23 protein-coding genes are annotated in these 21,610 nt (G+C 70.0%); 10 read left to right on the forward strand and 13 right to left on the reverse strand.

From position 1 onward, the window contains the following. Window positions 1-170: 170 nt before the first annotated feature. Both ACFYW1_RS15930 and ACFYW1_RS15935 read left to right on the forward strand, forming a co-directional pair. Window positions 171-608 (forward strand): NUDIX domain-containing protein, encoded by a 438-nt coding sequence (locus ACFYW1_RS15930; RefSeq protein ID WP_388992170.1) that lies wholly within the window; start codon window positions 171-173, stop codon window positions 606-608. 108 nt (window positions 609-716) lie between these two features. Continuing rightward, complete coding sequence (locus ACFYW1_RS15935) at window positions 717-965, forward strand: hypothetical protein (protein WP_388992173.1); 249 nt, start codon at window positions 717-719, stop codon at window positions 963-965. 213 nt (window positions 966-1,178) lie between these two features. Here ACFYW1_RS15935 and ACFYW1_RS15940 read toward each other — a convergent pair whose 3' ends face one another. The 5 genes from ACFYW1_RS15940 to ACFYW1_RS15960 all read right to left on the reverse strand — a co-directional run bounded on the left by ACFYW1_RS15940 (window position 1,179) and on the right by ACFYW1_RS15960 (window position 5,102). After that, window positions 1,179-1,436, reverse strand: a complete 258-nt coding sequence (locus tag ACFYW1_RS15940; RefSeq protein WP_388992176.1) for a hypothetical protein — start codon at window positions 1,434-1,436, stop codon at window positions 1,179-1,181. Between the two features lie 222 nt (window positions 1,437-1,658). Beyond that, a complete protein-coding gene (locus tag ACFYW1_RS15945; protein WP_388992179.1) occupies window positions 1,659-2,342 on the reverse strand; it encodes a hypothetical protein in 684 nt (227 codons plus the stop codon). Between the two features lie 126 nt (window positions 2,343-2,468). Further along, window positions 2,469-3,380, reverse strand: coding sequence for a MerR family transcriptional regulator (locus ACFYW1_RS15950; protein ID WP_388992182.1), 912 nt, complete (start codon window positions 3,378-3,380; stop codon window positions 2,469-2,471). A gap of 177 nt (window positions 3,381-3,557) precedes the next feature. After that, window positions 3,558-4,442, reverse strand: coding sequence for an IS5 family transposase (locus ACFYW1_RS15955; RefSeq protein WP_388992742.1), 885 nt, complete (start codon window positions 4,440-4,442; stop codon window positions 3,558-3,560). Window positions 4,443-4,475: 33 nt separating this feature from the next. Continuing rightward, window positions 4,476-5,102: a hypothetical protein gene (locus tag ACFYW1_RS15960; protein WP_388992185.1), complete on the reverse strand. Its 627-nt coding sequence runs from the start codon at window positions 5,100-5,102 to the stop codon at window positions 4,476-4,478. 125 nt (window positions 5,103-5,227) lie between these two features. Between ACFYW1_RS15960 and ACFYW1_RS15965 the strand changes: the two genes are divergently transcribed. Then, complete coding sequence (locus ACFYW1_RS15965; RefSeq protein WP_388992188.1) at window positions 5,228-5,782, forward strand: AAA family ATPase; 555 nt, start codon at window positions 5,228-5,230, stop codon at window positions 5,780-5,782. A 379-nt stretch (window positions 5,783-6,161) separates the two neighbouring features. Then, entirely contained in the window at window positions 6,162-7,061 is a 900-nt protein-coding gene (locus ACFYW1_RS15970) for a MarR family transcriptional regulator (protein WP_388992191.1), read from the forward strand. 160 nt (window positions 7,062-7,221) lie between these two features. On the opposite strand, the gene ACFYW1_RS15975 is transcribed toward ACFYW1_RS15970, so the two are convergent. The 3 genes from ACFYW1_RS15975 to ACFYW1_RS15985 form a co-directional block, all read right to left on the reverse strand. Next, complete coding sequence (locus tag ACFYW1_RS15975; RefSeq protein WP_388992194.1) at window positions 7,222-7,650, reverse strand: RNHCP domain-containing protein; 429 nt, start codon at window positions 7,648-7,650, stop codon at window positions 7,222-7,224. A 28-nt stretch (window positions 7,651-7,678) separates the two neighbouring features. Next, window positions 7,679-8,065: an RNHCP domain-containing protein gene (locus ACFYW1_RS15980; RefSeq protein WP_388992197.1), complete on the reverse strand. Its 387-nt coding sequence runs from the start codon at window positions 8,063-8,065 to the stop codon at window positions 7,679-7,681. 427 nt (window positions 8,066-8,492) lie between these two features. After that, window positions 8,493-9,917, reverse strand: a complete 1,425-nt coding sequence (locus ACFYW1_RS15985) for a lipase family protein (protein ID WP_388992200.1) — start codon at window positions 9,915-9,917, stop codon at window positions 8,493-8,495. A gap of 180 nt (window positions 9,918-10,097) precedes the next feature. Here ACFYW1_RS15985 and ACFYW1_RS15990 point away from each other — a divergent pair, with 180 nt between their 5' ends. The 3 genes from ACFYW1_RS15990 (at window position 10,098) to ACFYW1_RS16000 (ending at window position 15,746) form a co-directional block, all read left to right on the forward strand. Beyond that, a complete protein-coding gene (locus tag ACFYW1_RS15990) occupies window positions 10,098-10,658 on the forward strand; it encodes a MepB family protein (RefSeq protein ID WP_388992203.1) in 561 nt (186 codons plus the stop codon). Between the two features lie 322 nt (window positions 10,659-10,980). Then, window positions 10,981-15,285, forward strand: coding sequence for a trypsin-like peptidase domain-containing protein (locus ACFYW1_RS15995; protein WP_388992206.1), 4,305 nt, complete (start codon window positions 10,981-10,983; stop codon window positions 15,283-15,285). Window positions 15,286-15,365: 80 nt separating this feature from the next. Then, window positions 15,366-15,746 carry a CU044_2847 family protein gene (locus tag ACFYW1_RS16000; protein ID WP_388992209.1) on the forward strand — a complete coding sequence of 127 codons (381 nt, stop codon included), beginning with the start codon at window positions 15,366-15,368 and terminating at the stop codon, window positions 15,744-15,746. Window positions 15,747-15,869: 123 nt separating this feature from the next. Here the strand turns inward: ACFYW1_RS16000 and ACFYW1_RS16005 are convergent, their stop codons facing one another. From ACFYW1_RS16005 to ACFYW1_RS16015, 3 genes are all read right to left on the reverse strand, one after another. After that, window positions 15,870-16,463, reverse strand: coding sequence for a hypothetical protein (locus tag ACFYW1_RS16005; RefSeq protein ID WP_388992212.1), 594 nt, complete (start codon window positions 16,461-16,463; stop codon window positions 15,870-15,872). Window positions 16,464-16,567: 104 nt separating this feature from the next. After that, window positions 16,568-16,840, reverse strand: a complete 273-nt coding sequence (locus ACFYW1_RS16010; RefSeq protein ID WP_388992215.1) for a DUF397 domain-containing protein — start codon at window positions 16,838-16,840, stop codon at window positions 16,568-16,570. Beyond that, on the reverse strand, window positions 16,821-17,672 hold the full coding sequence (locus ACFYW1_RS16015) for a helix-turn-helix domain-containing protein (protein WP_388992218.1): 852 nt from the start codon (window positions 17,670-17,672) through the stop codon (window positions 16,821-16,823). Before ACFYW1_RS16015 ends, ACFYW1_RS16010 begins: the two co-directional genes overlap by 20 nt. Window positions 17,673-17,789: 117 nt before the next feature. Between ACFYW1_RS16015 and ACFYW1_RS16020 the strand changes: the two genes are divergently transcribed. Continuing rightward, window positions 17,790-18,053 carry a hypothetical protein gene (locus ACFYW1_RS16020; protein WP_388992221.1) on the forward strand — a complete coding sequence of 88 codons (264 nt, stop codon included), beginning with the start codon at window positions 17,790-17,792 and terminating at the stop codon, window positions 18,051-18,053. Beyond that, window positions 18,050-18,526 (forward strand): ATP-binding protein, encoded by a 477-nt coding sequence (locus ACFYW1_RS16025; protein ID WP_388992224.1) that lies wholly within the window; start codon window positions 18,050-18,052, stop codon window positions 18,524-18,526. The genes ACFYW1_RS16020 and ACFYW1_RS16025 overlap by 4 nt, the downstream gene beginning before the upstream one ends. On the opposite strand, the gene ACFYW1_RS16030 is transcribed toward ACFYW1_RS16025, so the two are convergent. Next, window positions 18,463-19,383: an RNA polymerase sigma-70 factor gene (locus tag ACFYW1_RS16030; RefSeq protein WP_388992227.1), complete on the reverse strand. Its 921-nt coding sequence runs from the start codon at window positions 19,381-19,383 to the stop codon at window positions 18,463-18,465. The genes ACFYW1_RS16025 and ACFYW1_RS16030 overlap by 64 nt on opposite strands. Before the next feature lie 47 nt (window positions 19,384-19,430). Then, window positions 19,431-20,603 (reverse strand): NAD(P)/FAD-dependent oxidoreductase, encoded by a 1,173-nt coding sequence (locus tag ACFYW1_RS16035; protein ID WP_388992230.1) that lies wholly within the window; start codon window positions 20,601-20,603, stop codon window positions 19,431-19,433. 254 nt (window positions 20,604-20,857) lie between these two features. Here ACFYW1_RS16035 and ACFYW1_RS16040 point away from each other — a divergent pair, with 254 nt between their 5' ends. Further along, window positions 20,858-21,550, forward strand: a complete 693-nt coding sequence (locus ACFYW1_RS16040) for a DUF998 domain-containing protein (protein WP_388992233.1) — start codon at window positions 20,858-20,860, stop codon at window positions 21,548-21,550. The last annotated feature ends 60 nt before the right edge of the window (window positions 21,551-21,610 follow it).

Below are 21,610 nucleotides of genomic sequence, written 5' to 3' on the forward strand. Positions count from 1 at the left end.
TCCGCATACTGGATGTATTCGGACGTTCCGACAACGCAGCGAGGTGCCGTAGCTGTCGTCGTGCGCCCGCCGGGGATTACGGGACAGCCCTTAGGGGGCGTCGGCCGGGTGGTCCGGTTCGGGGTGTCCCCGGGCTGGTTCCCGGCTGCCTGCCTGAGAGAATTGCATTCATGGAGCAAGTACACGTGGCGGGTTCGTCGTCGGTGCGGAGCGAGCCCCTTGTCGTCGTCGCGGCCGCGGTCGTCCAGGACGGGCGACTCCTGGTGGTGAGCAAGAAGGCGGCCCCCGAGGTCTTCTACCTCCCGGGCGGAAAGCCCGATGCCGGGGAGGGGGCGCAGGAAACCCTGGTGCGGGAATTCGAGGAGGAGCTCGGCGTCCGGCCCCTGGATCCGCGGTTCCTCGTGGATGTCGAGGCCGTCGCGGCTCTGGAGGGTGTCCCCATGCGGATGACCGTGTTCCGGGCGAGCCTCGGCGGGGCGCCGTTCCCCGCCGCGGAACTGGCGCGGATGCGTTGGGTCTCCGGTCACGAGGAGGACCTTCACCTCGCTCCGGCCGTGCGGGATCACGTGCTCCCGCTCCTGAGGCAGCAGGGTGTGCTCGCGGCGTAGGTCTGCGACCTGCGGAAAAGCTGGGCGTGGGCAGGGCCCCGGGGCGCCTCCCGCGGATCATGGTTCGGAGGGGGCCACCTGCCGTCCGCCCGTACGTATATTGGCGAGATGGACGAGGCCGAGGCGAGCGGTCAGGTGTGGAGGGACGGGGTGCGCGCGCGTCCGACGGCCGAGCAGGACCGGGACGCGTTGGCACGGCTCGTCGAGGTGGACGCGGACCCCTTCGAGGCCGAGTTGTACGAGCGGGCGGCGGACCCCCAGGTGCTTTCGGTCGACCGCGCGCAGAGGTCGCGGGCCGGGCAGTACACCAGGCATGTGCGGCGACTTCGAGAGCGCCGGCGGCACGAAGGAAGCTGAGCAGCGACTTTCAGGCCGCCGGGCCGCCGGCCCCCCGGACAGCAAGCGGCTTGCGGGCAGGCGGCGGAACACGGTCGCGCGGGGTGTCGACGGGCTCAAGCAGCGGTGCGGCCCGGCCGTCCACGACGGCAGGACCGCACCACCGGCTACCTGATCGGACTCCACGCCGTCGCCGTCTTCCTCCGGCCGGCGAGGTGATCCGAAAGGAGCGTCCTAGCTGACGTACAGCGCCCAGCCGCGCATCGGGTCGAGCTGGCAGATGTAGCTGCTGTAGCCGTGGCGGAGGTAGTAGGCGCCACCGTTCTGGCACTGCGTCTTGTTGGGGTACCAGTCGATGAACTGCGAGGCCGCCACCTGGGCGGTGGCCGAGGCGGGTGCCGGTGCGGCGACGGCCGGGGCGGTGGCCGCCAGGGCGCCGAGCAGCGCGACGGCACCGGCGGTGGCAGCGAGACGAGCCGTACGGGATTTCATCGGGTTCTCCTTCATTGGACGGAACCAGCAGTGGTGCGTACGACGCGGTACGAGATGACCGCGTCGAAACCTCAACCAGGCTTTGATGAACGTCAGTTGGCGGCTTTTCGTTGGTGACGGCGATGAGCGTATGCATGAGGCGGGGCGCCTGTCAGCGGGATATGGGGTGACTCAAATCACATCAGCCTCATCCGTCCCAGAGGTGCTCGGCCCGAGCGGACGTCACGTTCCGTGGCTCAATCCGAAGCGTGCTGCGATCCGATCGGCGAGGTCGGCGGCGGGGGTGCTGCCGTCGACCGTGATGGTGTCGAGCCGGTGGCCGTCGGCCTGTCTGCGGACTTCCTCGTCCCAGAAGGCGTCGCGGGCGAGGCGCTTGGTCAGCATGGTCTCGGGATCGCTCCTGCCCCAGGTCGCTCTCGCGCGGGCGGGATCCGCGTAGCGCGCGCCGAGTGCGTCCTGCCGGAACCGGGGTGTGGGCAGGAGGAAGACCGCCTGGTCGGGGCGGCGCAGCAGCGGTGCGAGGTGGTTGGGCAGGATCCCGAAGTAGTCCACCAGGACGATGCGGTCGGTGGGCATCGCGAGGAGGTCTTCGACGAGGAAGCCGGTCGTTTCCCCGTGCAGGCTCGGCATCGCCCGGAACACCTCCTTCGCGGTGTGGTCCGCCCACGTCCCGCCCGGTGGCATTCCGCGCATGGCGGACAGGTGCGGGTGGCGCTGCGGCGTGCACCGCGTCAGCCAGCCGTGTTCCGCGCGGTCACCGTTGTAGACCTCGACGTCGTACCGGTCGGCCAGCAGGCGGGCGAGCGTGCTCTTGCCCGAGGCCGTGCCCCCGGCGATCCAGCGGACGTGGGCGAGCGGACCGGACAGTTCTCTGTTGGTCTCGGAGTCCGAGAAAGGGGAGGTCATGCGTGCAATGGTTCCGGTCTGCGGCCGAAAATTGCAGTCTTGTTCTTGGGTGGCGGATGACCGAATCTGAGAGAGGGGGAGGCGGTCGACGCGTCGTCGACACTGCCCCCGCTCCTGGGCCGTGTTTTAGGTAGTGGGTGAGTCCTGGGCGGATAGTTCTTCCGCCAGTTCCATACAGCGCAGGCGGGCGGGGGAGAAGTCGTAGGGCATCTTGCCGGTGGCTTCGAACACGCTCATGGAGTCGGCCTCCCGCCTGCCGGAGCCGAGGTCGGCCTCGCCCTCGCCGTCATCGGCGGTGGCAGGGTGCAAAGTGTCCCAGGCATCGAAGAGGGCATCGTCGTTTTCGCCCAGGCCGGACTCCTCGATGACGGCCTGCAGGGCGCTTTCGAAGGCGTGCCGCTCGACGGCCACTTGAGCCACCCGTGGATCATCGGCGGCGACACTGTCATCGAGTGCCTCCTCGGCGTCATCGATGCGGTCGGAATCCTCCCGCAGAGTGGGATGCGTGGCCAGGACGACGAAGCGGGTGGCCTGGACGGCCGCGCCGAGCGGGCCGAAGATCCGCTCGGTGACCAGCAGACTGTCCAGGTCCGCCTGGCGCAGGGAGCCCTCGGGCAGGCTCTTGAGGCGTTCGGTGACGAAGTCGGAGAGCAGGCCCATCCGGCTGCCCTCGGTGCGCATTCGCCGCACGGCGGTCCGTTGCCGCCGCAATTCCGCCTCCTGCTCGGCGAGGGTTTCCTCCAACCGCTCCAGGATGCCCGCGATACCGTCTCCGCTGTCCGCACCGGCGCAAGCCGTGCCGGTGGCAAAGGCGTCACGGATGTCGTCCAGGGCGATCCCGGCGTCGGCCGTCTTGCGAATCCACAGCAGGCGGATCATGTCCTCGTACCCGTAGCGGCGGCGGTCATCGCCGCCCCGCTCGGGCTCGGGGAGCAGGCCGATCTCGTGGTAATGGCGAATCGCCCGTGGCGTGGTGCCGGCGAAGGCCGCCGCGTCACCGATCTTGACCTGGCGGGGTGGCATGAAGGACGAATGCATGAGCAGGGACCTTTCCTCAGGGCATCGGGACGTAAGCCCACCGGACCACATGCCGCTACGGAAGGTGCAACCCCGTACACACCGCGCCGTGCCATGCCGGGAGATGCGCCCTTCCTCCGCAATGACCGCAGGGCCGTCCTTGCTGCCGGGGCATCCGCACGACGACAGGCCGAGGGTTCACAGCCACTGATGAATCGCCGCGACCTGAACCGTCGCCTCGAACCGAACCGCACGTTTGTCGAACCGGGTCGCCACGGCCCGGTGCTGTTCGAGACGGCTGATCCCGCATTCGACCGCGTGCCGGGCCTTGTAGTCCTCGCGGTCGAAGAAGGGCGGACGGCCACCGCCACGTCCGCGGCGCCTGCGGACCTGATCGGCCGGCTCAGGAATCGTGCACCCGATGCCACGTCCGTGCGGGCGGGCGCGATTCGCGCGTGAAGAGTACGCCTTGTCGCCTCGTACCCGCAGCGGGCGGCTTCTCGGCCGACCGGCTCCAGGCCGGGGTGCCCCGATCGCGTTCAGGACCGGCTCGAACTGCGGACCGTAGCGGCGCTGCCCGGCGGTGACCAGCAGCGACAACGGTTTCTGTCCCTGCTCACCCGCCAGATGAATCTTCGTGGTGAACCCGCCTCGCGACCTGCCCGGCCCATGGTTTTCAGGTTCGGTGCTGACTCCGCCCGGCGGTTCCTTCCGCACAGCACCGGGCCGGCGGGTACCGGCAGCATGCTGGTGTGCCCGGCAGATGGTGGAGTCGACATCGACCTCCCAGAAGATCAGCCCGGCCGCATCGGCTCCCGCCTGCAACAACGTCAGCAGTGGGGCCCACACACCCCGGCGCTGCCATCTCCGGAACAGTCCATACACCGTCTGCCACGGTCCGTACTCGAACGGCAGGTCCCGGCACGGAACTCCGGTCCGAACCCGCCACCGCACACCGTCCATCAGCCGCCGACAGCCGGGCCACCTGCGACTCGTGCCCACCGCAGGCAGCAACGACTCCAGCACCGACCACTGCTCATCAGAAAGATCCCCTCGCCCCGCATCTTGATCATCATCATGCAGGGCGTGCACAGGAAGCCGACCCCGAAACACGGCCTAGCCGTGCCGGGCGAAGACCTCGCGGAGGGCGAGCAGGTCCGCTTCCTTCCGTTCCCCCTCCTCGTACCGGCCGTCCTCGTCCCGGAACGTCACGACGGCCTCCGGGGTGAGGTCCTGGCCGAAGAGGTAGGAGCTCAGGCAGTAGTCGAAGCCGGAGTCGGTGAACAGGTCCACGTCCTCGCCGTCCTCGCTCTCGCAGTACTCCGTCAGCCCCTCGGAGACGTGCCAGCGGGTGCCGTCGTACCAGAAGACGCCGCCCGCGTAGTGAATCGTCCGGCCCGTCGCGGAGTCCGTGAGGTTCAGCGACTCGTAGTTCTCGGGCCGGTCGCGGACCAGGGCGACGAGGGACTCGGGCACGCCCTTGTAGAAGGACTCCTGGAGCTCGTAGTCGTCCTCGGCGTACAGGTTCAGGTCCGACTCGTGGTCGAACGTCAGCAGCAGTGCGCGGCCGTCCTCCGTGAAGTACCAGACTGCGGACTGGCCGCCGCGGTCGTTCCAGGCCAGCCGGTGCGCGCCGGGCACCGATACCGGTGCGACCTCGGCGAGTTCCTCAATGATGGCCGCGCGGCGCCGCACTTCCGGGAGGGGCGTCGCGGCCAGGGCATCCCACATCGCGTTTCTCATTCCCGCAGGTTATCCACCACCTGTGACAGGGCCGTGGTCCACCGGCTCGGCGCTTCCTCCGTCCGGAGAAGCGGGGCCGGGCAATTGGATCGCGGGAGGCGGTCACCCGCTGGCACGCTGTCCTCATGGACCAGGCGGAAGTGCTGCTCATCGGAGGACGGGCCGGTGTCGGCAAGACGACGGTGGGGTGGGAGGTCTCGGCGCTGCTGCGTGCCGCGAAGATCTCTCACGCGATCATCGAGGGTGACTTCATGGGACAGGTGCATCCGGCACCGGAGGGAGATCCTCACCGCGCGGAGATCACCGAGAGCAATCTGACCGCCGTGTGGGCGAACTACGCCCAGCGCGGTTACCGGCGCCTGATCTATACGAACACCGTGAGTGTGCTGCCCGAGACGGCGGGCATGTTCGAGCGCGCCATGGGGGCCGGGGTCGGGATCGTACGGGTTCTGCTCACAGCCTCCGACGCCACCGCCCGCGAGCGGCTGACGGGCCGGGAGCTCGGTTCGGAGCTGGAGCAGGAACTGGAAGGCAGTGCCCGCAAGGCGCGGCTCCTGGACCGGCACGCCCCGGCAGGGACGGTGCGGGTGGTGACGGACGGGCGGCCCGTCGTGGAGATCGCGCGAGAGGTGGTGGCCGCCACCGGCTGGGTCGGTCCGCACACCGCCCGCAGGCAGTGACGGTGCCGACGGGGCATTCCCCCAGCCCATTTGAGCACCCGAGCGCCGAGCTTCGGGTTCCGGGGTTCGAGGCTCGGGGCGGGGGGAGGTCACTCGTTCGGGGGTGCTGGAGGGGGGGCTCGGGGTCGGGGCTTGAGCTTCGGGATTCGAGGGTCGGGGTTCGAGCTGTGTTGTTCAAGCGGTTGGTTCGGTGGGGGGTTGGGGAACACCTCCCGCCCCTCCCTGACCCGTAACGGCCAGCAAGTATGACTAGTTGTGACCGAGTTGCGGCGAAGGGTCACGGCTGTCTACGGTGCCGAAAGTAAACAACCCCGGACGCGGTGTTAGCGCACCGGCCGGGGTCTGACCGCAAGATCGCCAATCGAATGGAAACGATCCCGTGGCTGTTTCAGACCCTAGCCCTGCCCAGTGCGCGTCCGCATCCTCGCGCGCCCATCCGAAGGCCCGTCCGGGTTACGGGAAGCGTTCCGTGCCGGAGCAACGTCCGCCGCTCGAAGGCGATTTCGCATTCCTGCCCGACCGTGAGCGGCACATCGCGGGCTACATCGACGCACTGCCGGACGGGGCGGTGATGGACGTCAAGTCGCTGGCCAAAGTCCTGCCGTTATACGGGCAGATGGCGGTGAGCAGCGCGTTGAGGGCCCTGAGCGTGGCCGGTCACCTGCGACGCGTACGAGGGCAGAACGGCGAGGGCGACCAGGTCCGCTGGGTCACCCGGACCTACTGGTCGCGGATCGCCCGCGACAACGAGTGGTGGAACGCCTTTCTCACCGCCGAGGCCGCGCCCGCGCCGGAGCCCGCATTGGTGCCGGTGCCGGTGCCCGTTCCCGTACCGGTTTCGGTTCCGGAACAGCGTGTTGAAGGGCCGCAGCCGGAGTCGGTGCCTGGGAGTGGCGAGGAGCGGCAGCCCTCGAAGGCGTTTGTCGCGCTGGCGCGGCTGGGGCGTGTGGATGAGCGGCTGGCGCTTTCGGCGGCGGACTGTGCGGAGCTGGAGCCGTTGGCGGCCGAGTGGTTCGAACGGGGCGTGGGTGCCGCGTATCTGACGAGCGCTCTGACCTCCGGGCTTCCCGATGCCGTCGGTTCGCCCTTCGGGTTCGTACGCCGTCGCCTGCGCGACAAGCTTCCGCCCCGGCTGCCCGCCCCCGCTCCCCGGCCCGCGTCGGAGGCCCCGCTGCGCCGCGTGCTGGTCGAGTGCACCGAGTGCCGCACCCCCGGCCGCCCCGAAGCGTTCCTCGACGGCCTGTGCAGGCCCTGCCGCCAACCCGAACCCGCGGTCTGACCGTGGGCGCCCGGGGGCGGCGGAACGTGGCCGGTCCGCCGCCCCCGGGTGGTGGAGCACGACACGGGCCGGGGTCGGGCGGTATGCCCCGCTCACGGTTCGGCCGCCCCGGCGTCCCGCCGTTGAACCGTGCCTCGTCCGTCACGCCGGGAGGCGCGGGTCACAGTGCGAGCAGCGCGCGATGGGCGACGCTGGTGTCCCGCAGCGGTTTGAGCGCCAGCCGTACCAGTGCCAGGGCGTTGTCGTCGCCGGCGATCCGGTTGGCGCTGAGCTCGCCGCAGGACAGGCACTGGTGGATGATCAGCCATTCGCCGTCGGGCCGTGCCGACATGCTCAGGGCTTCCATCCGGCCGTGGCAGTCGGCGGCCCGGTCGCCGGGGACGCGCCGGTCGACATGCAGGCTGGCGAGGCAGTTCGGGCAGTGATTGCGGTGGGTGGTGCCGGGTGCGTCCAGGGACACGTCCAGTCGGCAGCCCACGCACCGGAAGTCGTGTCCCCGGTGGCCGCCCCGGTCGTGCAGGACGTCCTTGTGCCGCTGCGGCCTGCGTGTCCCCTGTATGCGTCCGCGGGGGTTCTTGCGTCGTGGCATGGTCAGCTCCCTTTTTCCTCGGGGCGGTTCACAGGGTGCCGAACGCTTCGAGCGGGAACGGTGGTTGCGCCAGTGGCCGCACGGCCATGCGCATCAGGATGAGCTGGTTGTCGTCCGCGCAGACGGGGTTGGAGGTCAGCTCGTCGCAACGCACGCAGCGGTGGATGACCATCCAGTCACCGGTGCGCAGCACAGCGATGGAGATCGGTGTCATCCGGCCGTGGCAGTCACTGGGACCGCCCTCGACGTGGTCGAGGACGTGCTGGGAGTGCAGGCACGACGGACAGTGATTGCGCCGTGTGCCGTCACTGGCGAAGGCGGAGACCGTCAGGCCGCACCACGCGCACGCGAAGGTGGCGACCTTGAGGGTGTTGTTGTGCGGAGTGCTCGACGAAGGCTTGTTGCGGGTGGACACCCGGAGTGCTCCTTGCTGAGAGGATTTCGACGACAGCAAGAGCAGGCCGAGCGGCCTCGACGAAAAGGCGACCGGCTTCACACGGCCGGACGGACCGGCGGAGGGCGAAGACCGAGTCGGGGCACCGGAGACTCATGTCCGGTCGCCGTCCAGTGGGGACGGCTTCGACGGACGGACGTTACGCGGTGCGGCGAGGCGCGCTCAGCGCGGGCCGGGTCATAAAAACTCTTTTCCAGGGCATACAGCCCAGAGCAGACCGAAAGAACTCCGCCAGAGTACCCACCGCTCCGCGGTGGGTACCAACGAATTAATCCGGACCTCCTTCCGGCCGATTTCCGAAGCGGTACACCCGCCCGCGGCGGCCGGATCCATGGCGACGCCCTCGAAGATTTCCGGGCGAGGGCTCCCGGTCGGCGGAAGCGGGGACTCAGGGCTGGATGGGCATGGACCAGCAGTTGGAGGTGGCGGCCTTGCCCGAGAGGCGGTCGGTCAGCCAGGAGATGGCGTCCCCCTGGTCGGTGATGAGCGGTACGAGGTGGTTGGTGAGGATCTTGTCGCCGAGGTTGGGCAGCACGATGGCGTCGTAGGTGACGGCGGCACCCTTGGCGCACCAGTCGACGGCGAGCTTCCGGGCCTGCGAGTGGGGCACGATGTCGTCCTGGGTGCCGGTGGCCACCCGCACGGGTCCGGCGGGCTTGAGCGTGCCGACGCGCTGCTTGTCCAGGGCCGCCTGCGCGCGGGGATCGGCGGCGATGATGTCCCCGAGGGACTTGCCGCTGGTGGTCCACTTGTTGCTCTTGGTGAAGCCGTAGCGGAACAGCGCGTCACCGACGCACATGGTCGACGCGTCCGCCAGGGCGGCCCTGCCGGTCGCGCTGATGTTGGCGTCGACGATCGCCCGCAGGTCGGGGTCGGACTGGGCGAATCCGCTGATCGACCAGGCCAGCGCACCGGCGAGCGCACTGCCGTCGATCCCCTTCATGACCGAGGTCAGATCCGCCGGGGGCGCGCCGGAATAGGTTCCGGAGAGCGGGACGTCGGGTGCGTAGGAGGGCTGGAGTTCGGCGGCGGCGGCACTGGCACCGCCCCCCTGGCTGTATCCGTACAGGCCGGTTCTGGAAGCCGCGGTGACCGACGCGCCGGGTACGGAGCGGGCGGCGCGGGCCGCGTCCAGCAGGGCGTGCGCCTGGTCGAGGCGGTTGACGTAGGTGTGCAGACGGTCGGTGGCGCCGAGGCCGACGTAGTCGGTCACGACGACCGCGGCCCCGGTCGAGAGGATCCGGTAGATCGACAGCGCCTCGTAGCCCACGGAGATGGTGTCGCCGTTGAGGGTGAGCGGGTGTTGCAGCGCGAAGGACGGCGCGCACTGGTCGCCCTGGCCCATGGTGCCCGAGGCCAGCGCGACCAAGGGACGCGGTCCCGTGCCCTTCCAGGCGGCCGAGGGCTCGATGTAGGCGCCGGTCACGGCGACGGGCTGCCCGGTCGAGTCGGTGGACTTGTACATCAGACGGGTCGCGGTGCCCGGCATCGGGCGGCCGTCCAGGCCCGGAATCCGCAGCCCGAGCGGCAGAGGTTCAGTACGGACCAACGCCCCGTTGGCCGAAGGCAGTTGGGCGGGCGGGGTGTAGAAGGGGGGGATGGTCACCCCGCGGGAGACGACGGGGTCCGTCGTGGCGGCCCCGTCCGGTGCGGCGGCAGTGGCCGGTACGGCCGAGAGCCCGGCACAGACGGTGCCGGTGACGACGGCACCGACCAGCAGGCGCAGACCGGCCCCGGCGCCGCGCCCGGCCGACGGGCCCGAAGCGAAGGGGGAACGGGAAAAGGAACGAGAACGGGTTTTCTTGCGGCTCATGAAGGGCTCCTCGTCGCACACCGAAATGCAGGAGACAACGCTGTTACTCACCAGTTACTTACCGCAGAGTAAGTCTGGCGCCGGTGAGCGACAAGACGTCTGCACGCGCCGTCCTCGTCGAAGCGCACGGCCGTGCCCCGGCCGGTCTTCGACCCGGCGGGTGGCTGACAGGATGGGGGCATGGCGACGGACCAGATGTGGGCGGGGCTTCCCGACGACCTGCGGGCGGCGAAGGCGCTCGTGTACGACCCGAGCGGTTTTGCCTGCTCACTGCCGGTGCCCGAACCGGAGGGCGCCGAGTACGCGGCCCACGCCTTCACGCTCGACGGACTCTCGGTCCGGTTCCGCGTGGCCAGGACCACCCCGAAGAAAGCGGGTCAGTTCGTCACCGTGTGGCAGCGGTCCGAGGAAGGACCGATCCGGCCCTTCGACGCCGACGACGGGGTGGACCTCTTCGTCATCAGCAGCCGGGACGACGACGGCTTCGGGCAGTTCGTCTTCCCGTGCGAGGTCCTGATCGGGCGCGGCATCGTCTCCCGCGACGGTTCCGGCGGGAAGCGGGGTTTCCGCGTCTATCCGCCCTGGGTGACCACGACCAGCCGGCAGGCCGACGCCACGCAGGCATGGCAGGTGAAGCACTTCCTCCGCCTCGGTGAGGACGGGCCCGCCGATCCGGCCCGCGCCCGCGCCCTCCACCACCCCGTGGGTTCCGGTCGCCGTCGTCACCTCCGACCTCGGTGACCCCCTGTTCATGCTGCTGCCTCATCGGACGCCCCGCGGTTTCCGTCTCGCTCCGAGGGCATTTCCTCAACGCGTCAGCCGCTTGACCGGCCGTCCGCGACGGCAACGAAGCCCGGGTCGACGGGGCGCCGCAGCTGCCGCGGCCGGTTTCGGCGGGCCTGCCGAACCCTGCGGCGCGTTCGAACCGGCACCGACAGCTTCGGAGCGCGCGGCGTTCGACGCGCGCTCCAAGACACCAACAGCGGTACCAGCGAGCCACGTTGTCTTTCCCATGGGGGCGGAGGATCGTTGGTATGCCATCCGGGCGGGAAGGAGCAGCGCCATGGCCGCGGAGTTTCGGAGTGACGTCCTGGGGGCCTCGCAGGTGCGGATATTCTCGGTTCACGGCGACGTGGCCGGGGCCGGATTCCTGATTGCCGCGGACCTGGTGTGCACCTGCGCACACGTCGTCGAAGAGGCCCTGGATCTCCCGGCGCCCACGGGCGAGGCCCCCGGCGGGTCGGTGAGCCTCGACTTCCCGCTCCTGTCCGCCCGGCCCTCCGCGCGGGCAAGCGTGGTCTCCTGGCGTCACGGGCGAGCCGATGTCGCGCTGCTGCGGCTCGACCGGCCCGTCGAGGGGGCAAGGCCGGCGGGGCTCGTCGACGGCACCGGAGTCTGGGAGCACCCGTTCCGTGCGTTCGGACACCCAGAGGGTGCGGATCACGGAGTCTGGGTGCGTGGCACCCTGCGCGCCGGCATGGCTGCGGGGCTCCTGCAGATGGAGGCGCACCTGCCCGGACCCCGTGTCACGGAAGGGTTCAGCGGATCCCCGGTGTGGGACGGCACCCAGGGCGGGGTCGTCGGCATGACCGTGGCCGCTCACCGAGGGGAGAGCACCGCCTATTTGCTGCCGTCGGCCGATCTGATCGATGAGCACATCATGCCGGCACGTTGCCCGTTCCGGGGACTGGAGCCCTTCACCGAGGAACAGTCGCAGTTCTTCCACGGTCGTGACGCCGACACCGCCCGGATGCTGGAGGCTCTTGAACAGAGGCCGGTGGTGCTGGTGGTCGGGCCCTCGGGGTGTGGGAAGTCCTCCCTGATGAGGGCCGGGGTGCTGCCCCGGTTACGGGACCAGGGCGTCGGCGTGTCCGAGTTGCGTCCTGCCCCGGACGCCCGGGCGACCTCCGTTCTCGCCCACGTACTGACCGATGTCCTGGAACCGGGGCTCGACGAGATCGAACGCCTCGTCAGGGCCGAGGAACTGGCCTGGCTCCTCGCCGACGGCCCGGACGTCCTCGCGGCGCTGCGGGGACGGATCCTGGCCCGCGGCCCGAGTGCCGGGCACGTGCTCTTCGTGGACCAGTTCGAGGAGTACGCACGTGCCGTGCCCGCCGAGGCGTGCGAGCTGTTCCGCATGCTTTCCGGCCTTGCCGGCCGACGGGGCGCGACAGCCCTGCGGGTCGTCGTCACGGCGCGTCCCGACTCCCTCGACGCGCTGGTGAGGGTCGGTACGTCCGGCGCTGTCAGCGAGGCCGTGCGATTCCTCGCACCGCTGAGCGACGACGACTTGAAGCGCGCGGTGACTGCTCCCGTCGACGCCGTGCCGGGGGTGTGGTTCGAGCCGGGACTGCCCGAGAGGATCGTCGCGGACGCGGGCGACGAGCCCGGGCGGATGCCGCTGGTCCAGTTCGCTCTGACCGAGTTGTGGCACCGGCGCAGCAATTCGATGCTCACCCATGACGCCTATGACGCGTTCAAGGGCATTGGAGGAGCCCTGGCCGGGCACGCGGACAGTGTCCACTCGCAGTTGGAACGGAAGCAGCAGGAGCTTGCTCCCAGGTTGTTCGCGCAGCTGGCCCGGCCGGGTGACGGCGACACCTTCGTCCGCCGGCCCGCCCGCACCACCGATCTCGCTCCGGAACTCCTCGAACTCGCCCGCGAGCTGACCCAGTCATCGCGGAGACTCCTCGTCCTCTCGCAAGCCGCGGGGGAATCAGGACAGGAGGAGATCGTCGACCTGGCGCACGAAGCGCTGATCGGATTCTGGCCGCTCCTTCGGACCTGGCTGGTGGAGTCCCGGGACTTCCGTGCCTGGCAGGAGCAGTTGCGCGCCGACGCGGAGCGCTGGCGGGCGCGGAAGAGCGATCCCGCGCGTCTGCTCAGCGGCGCGGACCTGGCCGAGGCGGACCTCAAGCTCAAGGGACACAGCCAGGACGTCTCCGCGGAGGAGCACGCCTACATCCAGTCGAGCCGCCGCCATTCCCGGCGCAGGATTCGCGTGCGCAGGGGCGCGGTGGGAGCGCTCGTCGCGCTCACGGTGCTCTCCGTCGTCCTGGCGCTCTCCACCTGGCGTGGCCTGCAGAGTGCCGAACGGCAGCTCCGCTTCCAGGCGGCGGGCCTCCTCGCCCAGGCATCCGAGGCGCGCCCGCCGGACGATCCCGCCACGGCACTGCAACTCGCGCTGGCTGCCTACAACGCCCGGCCGACCGCCACGACACGCCAGGTCCTGCTGAACCAGTACGTCCGCGGACAGCACCTGCTGGCCAGCCACCCCTCGGTCTGGAAGGGACGTGCCACGAGCCTGAGGTCCACCCCGGACGGCCGCGTACTGGTGGTCACATCGAGGCGGAGCAGCGACAACCCCCGGTTCACCGTGGTCACCGGCGCCCTGAGCGGCACGCCCCGCGCACGGGTGCTCAGTGGCGTACCCAAAGGGCTGGTGCACGAACAGGCCCTGAGCCCCGACGGCCGCTTCTTCGCCGCCGCGAGCTCGTCCGATGCCGTGCTCCTGTGGCGACTGGACGGCTCCTCCCGCCCCGAGTCGCTGTCCGTGATCCACCCGGCGGCCGGAACGATCAACAGCACCCTGGACTTCAGCAGCGACAGCAAGCGGCTCCTGCTGACCGCGAAGCCCTCGTCCCGCTGCTCCCCCCTTCCCAAGTGCCCGCCCCCGTTCGCCGAGGCATGGGAGACCGAATCGGGCGCCCCCATCCGCGTAGCCGACGGGCTCGTCCCCGAGCGAGGGGCGCAGGAGGCGGCTTTCACCTCCGACCCGGATTCCGTCGCGACCATCAGCTCCCCCGACCTGGACCACCATCGCCTCGAAATCAGGGACCTGCGCACCTCCCGGCTGCGATACACCGCCACCGTCAAGAACAACCTGGACTCGGGCTTCAGACTGGCGGCCGGTGGTGAACTCCTCATCGGCCTGAACGGTGACAACGCGTACGCGCGGCCCCTCGGAACCACCCCCGGTCGTCGCACCGAACTGCTCGACGTCCGCTGGGGCGCGGACAGCACCCAGCGCTTCCACGTGTCGTCGAACGAGTCCTCAAGTGGCACCGACGAGGGACTCTACGACGAGAGAATCCTGACCGACCTCGGTACCGGGCAGACCCACATCGCCCGTATTCCCAGTGCCCGCGACACGGAACTCTCCGACGCGGGCCTCGCGGTGGTGCCCCGCGACGACGGCGGGACGGTGGTCCTGGTACCGCTCGGCACAGCGCTCATGGTCGTGCGCGCCGAGCGCTATGACCGCAAACAGTTCCCCGCCACGGACGGCGACGCGGCCACCAGCATCTCCCCGGACCGGCGCTTCATGGCCATCGCGGACCAGCGCAGCCTGCAGGTCGTCGACACGTCCGGCGCCCGGCGGCAGTCCGTGTCGCTCCCGTTCATCGACGACGCGCCGTCCTGGACGCTCTCCTGGACCGCGGATTCACGACGGGTCGTGGTGTGGAGCAGAGGGGGCAACCTGCTCGCCGCGTACCCGGCAGGAAGCCTGAAGGACAAGGTGCCGCTCGACGGTGCGCTGCCCGGGGCGAAGGCGGCGGAGAGGGAGGAGTACGACCAGGGAGGCGAGGTGGAGGAAGTCGCCGCCCTGGGCGGCAGCCAGATCGCCCTGCTGACGCTCGACGGACGCCTCGCCCGGGTCGACACGGCCAACGGGGCCCTCCTGACGAGGCCGGTCCCGGCCCACCCCGATCCCGACCGGTCCGGCATGGGCACCCTCGACGACATCTTCACCGAGGGCCGACTCGTCCCCCGGCCGCACCACCCCGGGCAGGTCGTGGCGGTGACCCGGCGCGGCGCCGCGTTCGGCGACATCCTGCTGTGGGACCTTCGCACGTCCCGGCACATCAGGACCCTGACGGGGCTCCCGATCTCAGCGCCGTCCGTCAGCAGCGACGAGCCGTCGCCCGGTCCTCTCGTCTTCGACGAGCGCGGTACCCGTCTGGCCGTCCAGACCAGCAGCAGGAAGATCCGGGTGTGGGACGTCGACCGGGGCAAGCCGCTGCCCGGCAGCGCAACCAGCTCCACGGACGGGTACATGATCGGCGTCGGTGCCGGGGACCGGGTCCTCACCTACAAGGAAGGCCGGGTGACGATCCACGACCTGACCGACGCCGAGAACTCCACCACGTTGAACGTCCCCGAAGAAGCGGTGGCCTCCGTGCAGGGGAACCGTCTGGAGGTGCTCATCGGAGGGGTGAAGGAGACCTTCACCTTGCGGCGCAGGACCTTCGACCTGCGTCCCGAGGCCCAGTTCCGCGCCCTGTGCAAAGTCGCGGCCCGCGACTACACCCCCGCCGAGCGTGAGCTGCTGCCGGACGGAACCCCGGAACAGCCCCCCTGCACCTGACCTGGAGGCACGAGAAGATCCCGCGACCGAGTCCGGCAACACCACTGTCCGGCCGGGGTCCTTCCCGCAGAATGATCCGCATGACCGATTCACAGGATTTCGCTCTCTCGGACGGAACCACAGTCCACTTCCTGATCCGGCCCGCGGAGCGTCCCGCCTCCGACGCGGAGCAGGCACCGGACGGCATCGGCCCGCTCGTTCCGGTCTCCAGGCGAGGGCGAGCGACCGCTGCCGTCGCCGCCGACGCACTGCGTACCACGCTGCAACCCCTCGGCTCGCTGGTCCAGGACGTGCACGACGCGATCACCACAGGGGCGACCCCGCCCGCCGAAGTATCCGTCACCTTCGGCGTTCAGCTCGGGCACGACCTCAAACTCGGCATCGTCAGTGGCAGCGGGCAGGCACACCTGACGGTCACCGCCACCTGGAAACCGGAACAGAACCAGGAACCCGGAGCCTGACAGCACCAGCGGCGGCCCTCGGTCATGCTGTCACCGACAAGTCGGAGTCCCGTGGCCGTCCTCTGTCCCCAGCACTCGTGTAACCGACCTTGATCGCAGGTCAGTCGAACGAGCAAATGACGGTCAGCCGTACCACTCCAGGAAGTCGCCGATCAGCTCCGGCGGGTTGGCGGCCCTGGTGGCCTCCTCGTCCCAGCCCGGCTGGTCCATGTCGAACACGACGACGGGCAGCGGGCGGCCGAAGATCCTCTCGACGGCGCCGCTCTCGTTGAGATGGCGGCCGAGGTCGATGACGGCTTCCTGGAAGTGGAGTTGAAGGCGATCGGCCTTGGCGGCGAGCTCGGCGTCGTCCAGCAGCCGGTCGAGGTCGAACTCTCCGTCGTGCCAGAGGCCGAGGCGCCTTGCCTCCTCCTCGTACAGCATGCCTCCGGCCGGGTCCTCGGGGACGTTGCCGAGCCTGTCAAAGCCCTCAAGGAGCCAGAAGGCGTAGTTCCAGCGCACCTCCTGCGGGTCGGCGCCATCCTTGCGCGCCTCCTCCTCGTACCGGCTCTCCGTGTTGTAGCCGATGTCCACGAACGAGTGGCGGTCGTCGCCATCGACGCGCCAGATGTTGAAGGCGAGGACGTAGGTCTCGGCCCTCAGTTCCTCGGGCACGCGCTCCAGGATGTCGATGCTCGCCTGCCGCAGGTGGTCCTGGAAGGTCTTCGGTTCCGTCATGGCGACAGCGTCTCACCCGCCGGTCCTGGCGACTTCGCCACCGTGGGCGTCGCATGCGTGGGAACCCTCCTCTTCCCGAAGGGGACTTCGGGAAGCCGGACGGGTCAGGAAGCCTTGACGGACTCCACGAACGGCGTCCACGCGGACGCGTTCACGACGAGCACCGGCCCCTCGGGGCGCTTGGAGTCGCGGACGGGGACGATGCCGGGGTGGCCGTCCGCGACTTCGAGGCAGTTGCCGCCGCTGCCGTTGCTGTGACTGCTCTTGCGCCAGCGGGCGAACTCCTCGGCTACTTCGAGGCACTCGCCGCCGCTGCCGTTGCTGTAGCTGCTCTTGCGCCAAGTAGCCAGGTGGAGATCAAGCCCGATGCCGGCCATTCCGGTACTCCTCAGCCGCCTTCTCGATCAGGTCGAGGGACACCTCCGGCGGCAAGGCGGCGGCCCTCAGTCGATCGTATGCCTTGCGGTACTGCATCATGAGAGACGGATCATCGATGGTTTGGCCGTGATAGGGGCCCTCGGTGTAGAGCAGCGATGGCTCGTCGTCGAAGTCCATGAAGAAGAGTGGCATCTCGGCGAACGGTCGAGTTGGGCCGTTCCACGGCAGGATCTGTGTGACGATGCGGCGGCGTCGAACCAGAGCGGCGATGTGCTCCAACTGTTCCGCCATTTCCTCGGGCGGAACGATGGGGTGACGCACCAGAGACTCGTCCAGAACAGCCCAGTACTCGGGCTTTTTGGGGTTGTCGAAGAGCTGGGCCCGTTCCAGCCGGGCGACGATTTTGGCTTCGACGCTCTCCGGTTCCTCCAGGGGGTGTGTGGAGCGGATGACGGCATGTGCGTACGACCTCGTCTGGAGCAGTCCTGGGAGAAGGGCATTGGACCAGTGGCTGATGGTTCGGGCCCGGGTTTCCGCCTCCACCACCGGGGCGAAGGACGGGGCATGCGCCCCTCGCTTGGCCTTCCGTACGTCTTCGCAACTCCGCGCGAAATAACCGTCCGTGCCGAACACCCGGTCCGCGTGCTGGGCCAGGTCCAGCGGCATGCTGCGGTTGCCGTGCTCGATCTCGCTGAGGAGTGAGATTCCGTAGAAGCTGGCCTCCGAGAACTTCTCCAGGGTCATCCCGGCTTTCTCCCGCTGGTAGCGGAGTTCCTTGCCGTAGAACTGCGGGACGCCCGCCGAGCCGTCGATCTCCTTGCGCGTAGCCACCGTTGACCACCTTTCGCGCTGTGCGTTGTGGAGCGGGAAACCCTTTCAAGGTAGTGGTCCGTGCGGCAGCGTGTGAGGTGTTCGTCACAGTGTGCAACGAAAGGTGTACGGCTCCTCATGGACGACAAGTACGACGGCGGGTCCGGTGAACGGACCGGTGACACATCCATGCACGACATCCCCACCTACGACGTCGGTGCGGCCATCGACGCGTTGCGGGGCGCGCTCACCGCGCACGGCATCACGCTGCCGTCGCTCGGGGTCGATCCGCTGACCCTCGCCGGGTGGACGACCCGGCCGCCGTTGATCGCGCTCGGCAACTGCAACGCGGCCACCGCGCACCGGCTGGCCGAGGTGTTGCGTGCGGCGGCCGGGGGATGAGCCCGTTGCCGGTCGCGCTGGACCTGATCGCCGCGCCGAGGGCCGTACCGGAAGTGCGGCGGACCCTGCGGGAGCGGTGCGGGGGTGCGGATTCGCCCGATCTGCTGCTCTGCGTGAGCGAGTTGCTGACCAATGCGATCGTGCACCTCGGGGAGGGGACGCCGGTGACGCTCCGGGTCAGCGGTACGTGCACCGGACGGGTCCGGGTCGAGCTGAGCGATCCCGAACCGGGTGCCTGGCCGGTGCTGCGGAGTGCGGCGGGCGGTGACGAGTCGGGGCGGGGGCTGGCGCTCGTGGACGCGCTGGCGCTGTGGTGGGGCGTCGAACAGGGGCCGCGCGGCAAGACGGTCTGGTGCGAACTGCGGGCCCCCGGTCCGTCCTCCGGCGAAGGACGGACCGGCGGAACGGGTCAGCGCAGGGTGAGCGAGGTCTCGGAGTCGACGCGGGTCAGCTTCTCCGGGTTGCGCACGTAGTAGAGGCCGGTGATGTGGGCGTCCTCGATCCGGAACGCCACGACGCCGTCGATCTCGCCGTCCAGGCGCAGCAGGAACGCCGGGTGGCCGTTGGCCAGGGTGGGGTCGATGGTGATCGTCTCGGTGACCTTCCGGGTGCCGCCGACGAGGTAGCGGGCCACCTTGTCGGCGCCGATGATCGGCCGCCGGGACGCCTGCTTGACGCCGCCGCCGTCGCCGAGGAGGACGACGTCGGGGGCGAGTACGTCCAGGAGGCCCTGGAGGTCCCCGGTCTCCAGGGCGCGCCGGAACGAGTCCACCGCCGCCCGGGACACGCTCGCCGAGACCGCCGCGCGGGGGCGGCGGGCGTCGACGTGGCGACGGGCGCGGTGGGCGATCTGGCGGACGGCCGCCGGGGTCTTGTCGACGGCGGCGGCGATCTCGTCGTAGTCGACGTCGAAGACCTCCCGCAGCACGAAGACGGCGCGTTCCGTCGGCGACAGGGTCTCCAGGACGAGCATCAGGGCCATCGACACGCTCTCGGCGAGTTCGACGTCCTCGGCCACGTCCGGTGCGGTGAGCACCGGTTCGGGAAGCCAGGGGCCGACGTACGCCTCCCTGCGGCGCGACAGCGTGCGCAGCCGGTTGAGGGCCTGGCGGGTGGTGATCCGTACCAGGTAGGCGCGGTGGTCGCGGACCTGGTCCAGGTCGACCTCGACCCACCGCAGCCAGGTCTCCTGGAGGACGTCCTCCGCGTCGGCCGCCGATCCGAGCATCTCGTAGGCGACGGTGAAGAGGAGATTGCGGTGGGCGACGAATGCCTCGGTCGCCGGGTCGGTGGTGGCGATCTCGTCGTGGTCGCCGCGGTCGTCGTTCACGTCTTCTGGCCTCTCTGCAACTCTCTCGGCCGACGGGTTTCCGGTTCTTACGCCGTACGCCCGGCGGCGGTGGCCGGTGCCTCGTCGCGTGCGGGGCTCGGACCGTTCCTGTGCGCCTTGCGCGCCTCGTTCGTCAACTGCTTGACGGTGGACTTGCAGACGAACTCCTTGAGCTTCGCACCGGGGCCGCCCGTCAGGAGGACCGGGATCGCGCGGTCGCTCTTGGTGGCGAACTGGAAGATCCCGGCGCTGCGGCCCAGGCTGAGGCACTGGCCGGCGAAGAGCAGCTTGAGGGGTGCGGGGCGGTCGCCCGCGATCCGGCTGAGCACCGTGCGGGCGGCGCGCGAACCCAGTTGGCCCGCGGCCTGGCAGCTCATCCGGAACGGCATGTCCACCGGCGCCGCCGCGTCCCCGGCCGCGATGATCCGGGCGTCGTCCACGCTGGTCAGCGTCTCGTCCGTGAGCAGGCGGCCCACGGCGTCGGTGCTCAGTCCGCTGCGGGCGGCCAGGTCCGGCACGCCGAAGCCGGTGGCCCAGACGGTGACCCGGCTGGGGAGTTCGCGGCCGTCGTCGAGCCGTACGGCGTCGGCGGTCACGGCCGCGACCCGTGCGCCGGGGCCCGCGATCACGGTCACGCCGAGTCCGGCGAGGGTGCGGGCGACCGAGCGGCGGCCCCGGGGGTGCAGGTACGGGCCGAGCTCCTCGCCGCAGACCAGGGTCACCGACCGGCCCTCCTCCGCCAGTTCGGCGGCGGTCTCGATGCCGGTCGGGCCGGAGCCGACCACGGTCACCGGGGCCGTCGCGGGCGCGTCGGCGATCACCGGCCGCAGCCGCCGCGCCTCCTCCAGGGTGGCGATCGGGTGGGCGAACTCCGCCGCGCCGGGCACGTCCGGTTCGGCGCTGCCGCTGCCCACCGCGTAGATCAGGTAGTCGTAGCCGACCGTGCCGCCGCCGTCCGCCAGTTCCAGGCGGCGCCCGGCCGCGTCGATCGTCGCGACGCTGTCGACCACCAGCCGGACGTTCTCGGCCAGGACCTCCCCGTAGCCGACGACCGCGTCGTCGTTCCCGCCGACCAGCTGGTGCAGGCGGATGCGCTCGACGAAGTCGGGACGCGGGTTGATCAGCGTCACGGTCACGTCCTCGTGGTGTGCCAGCCGGTTGGCCGCGGTGACGCCCGCGTAGCCCCCGCCGATGACTACCACGTCGGTGTTCTTGTTCATGGTGTCCACGTCTCCGTCCGGTCCGTCGGTCGCTTTCGGCATCAAGACACCGGGGGGCGGACCGCTGTGACAGGAGGTGAGGCAGGTCACTCGAAGGTGCGGGGAACGGGCCCGGGCACGGGGGTGTGCGAGCCCCTGCGTTCCGTCCGGGGTGGGGATTGCCCCACCCCGTTCAGGGGGCTCGTCGGAGTGTTCGGGGCCGGTGCCGCGTGATCGTCTGTCCACACGGGATTCATGGAGTGGGAGGGGGACAAGTGAAGGCCGGAATCGGTTACTTGGCGTGGATCGTGGGGGTGGTGCAGTTCTTCGTGGTTCATGGCATCGCCGAGTCGGCCTGGGCGAAACCGGCGTACAGCTGGGCACGGAACAACATCAGCGATCTGGGCAACGCGCACTGTGCGATGCAGTCGGAGCCCGAACCCCGGTACATCTGCTCGCCCGAGCACGGCCTGATGAACTTCTCGTTCGTCACCCTGGGGCTGCTGCTCGTCGTCGGTGTCGTCCTGACCGGTGGTGCCCTGTGGCGCGGGGGTGCGGCCGGTGTCGTGGCCCGGCTCCTGCTGGTCGGTGCCGGTGCGGGATTCGCACTGGCCGGGCTGGCTCCCGCCGACGTCGACGAGAACCAGCACGTTCTGGGTGCCCTCCTGATCATGGCGGTGGGCAACATCGGTCTCGTCCTGGCGGCCTTCTGCCTGAGGGGGCGGGTTCCGGCCCCGCTGCGGTGGGCCACCGGTCTGCTGGGCGTCACGGCGATCACGGCCCTGGGGCTGTTCCTCTCGCACCGGTACCTCGGCCTCGGCATGGGCGGCATGGAGCGCGTCGCGGCGTTCCCCCTCCTGGTGTGGGCGCTGGGGGCCGGCGTCTTCGGCCTCGTCCGCCCCGCGGGTCGTACGAGCGGATCGACGCGCGGAACGGTGTCCGCAGGGCATCTCGGCCGTGCGGGCTGAGAGTTCGGCCGCTACGGGGTCCTACGTGGACGGCCGCGGGGCCCCTGTCAAGCTCATCGG

It is taken from the genome of Streptomyces sp. NPDC002669 (assembly GCF_042889165.1).
Lineage (GTDB): Bacteria > Actinomycetota > Actinomycetes > Streptomycetales > Streptomycetaceae > Streptomyces.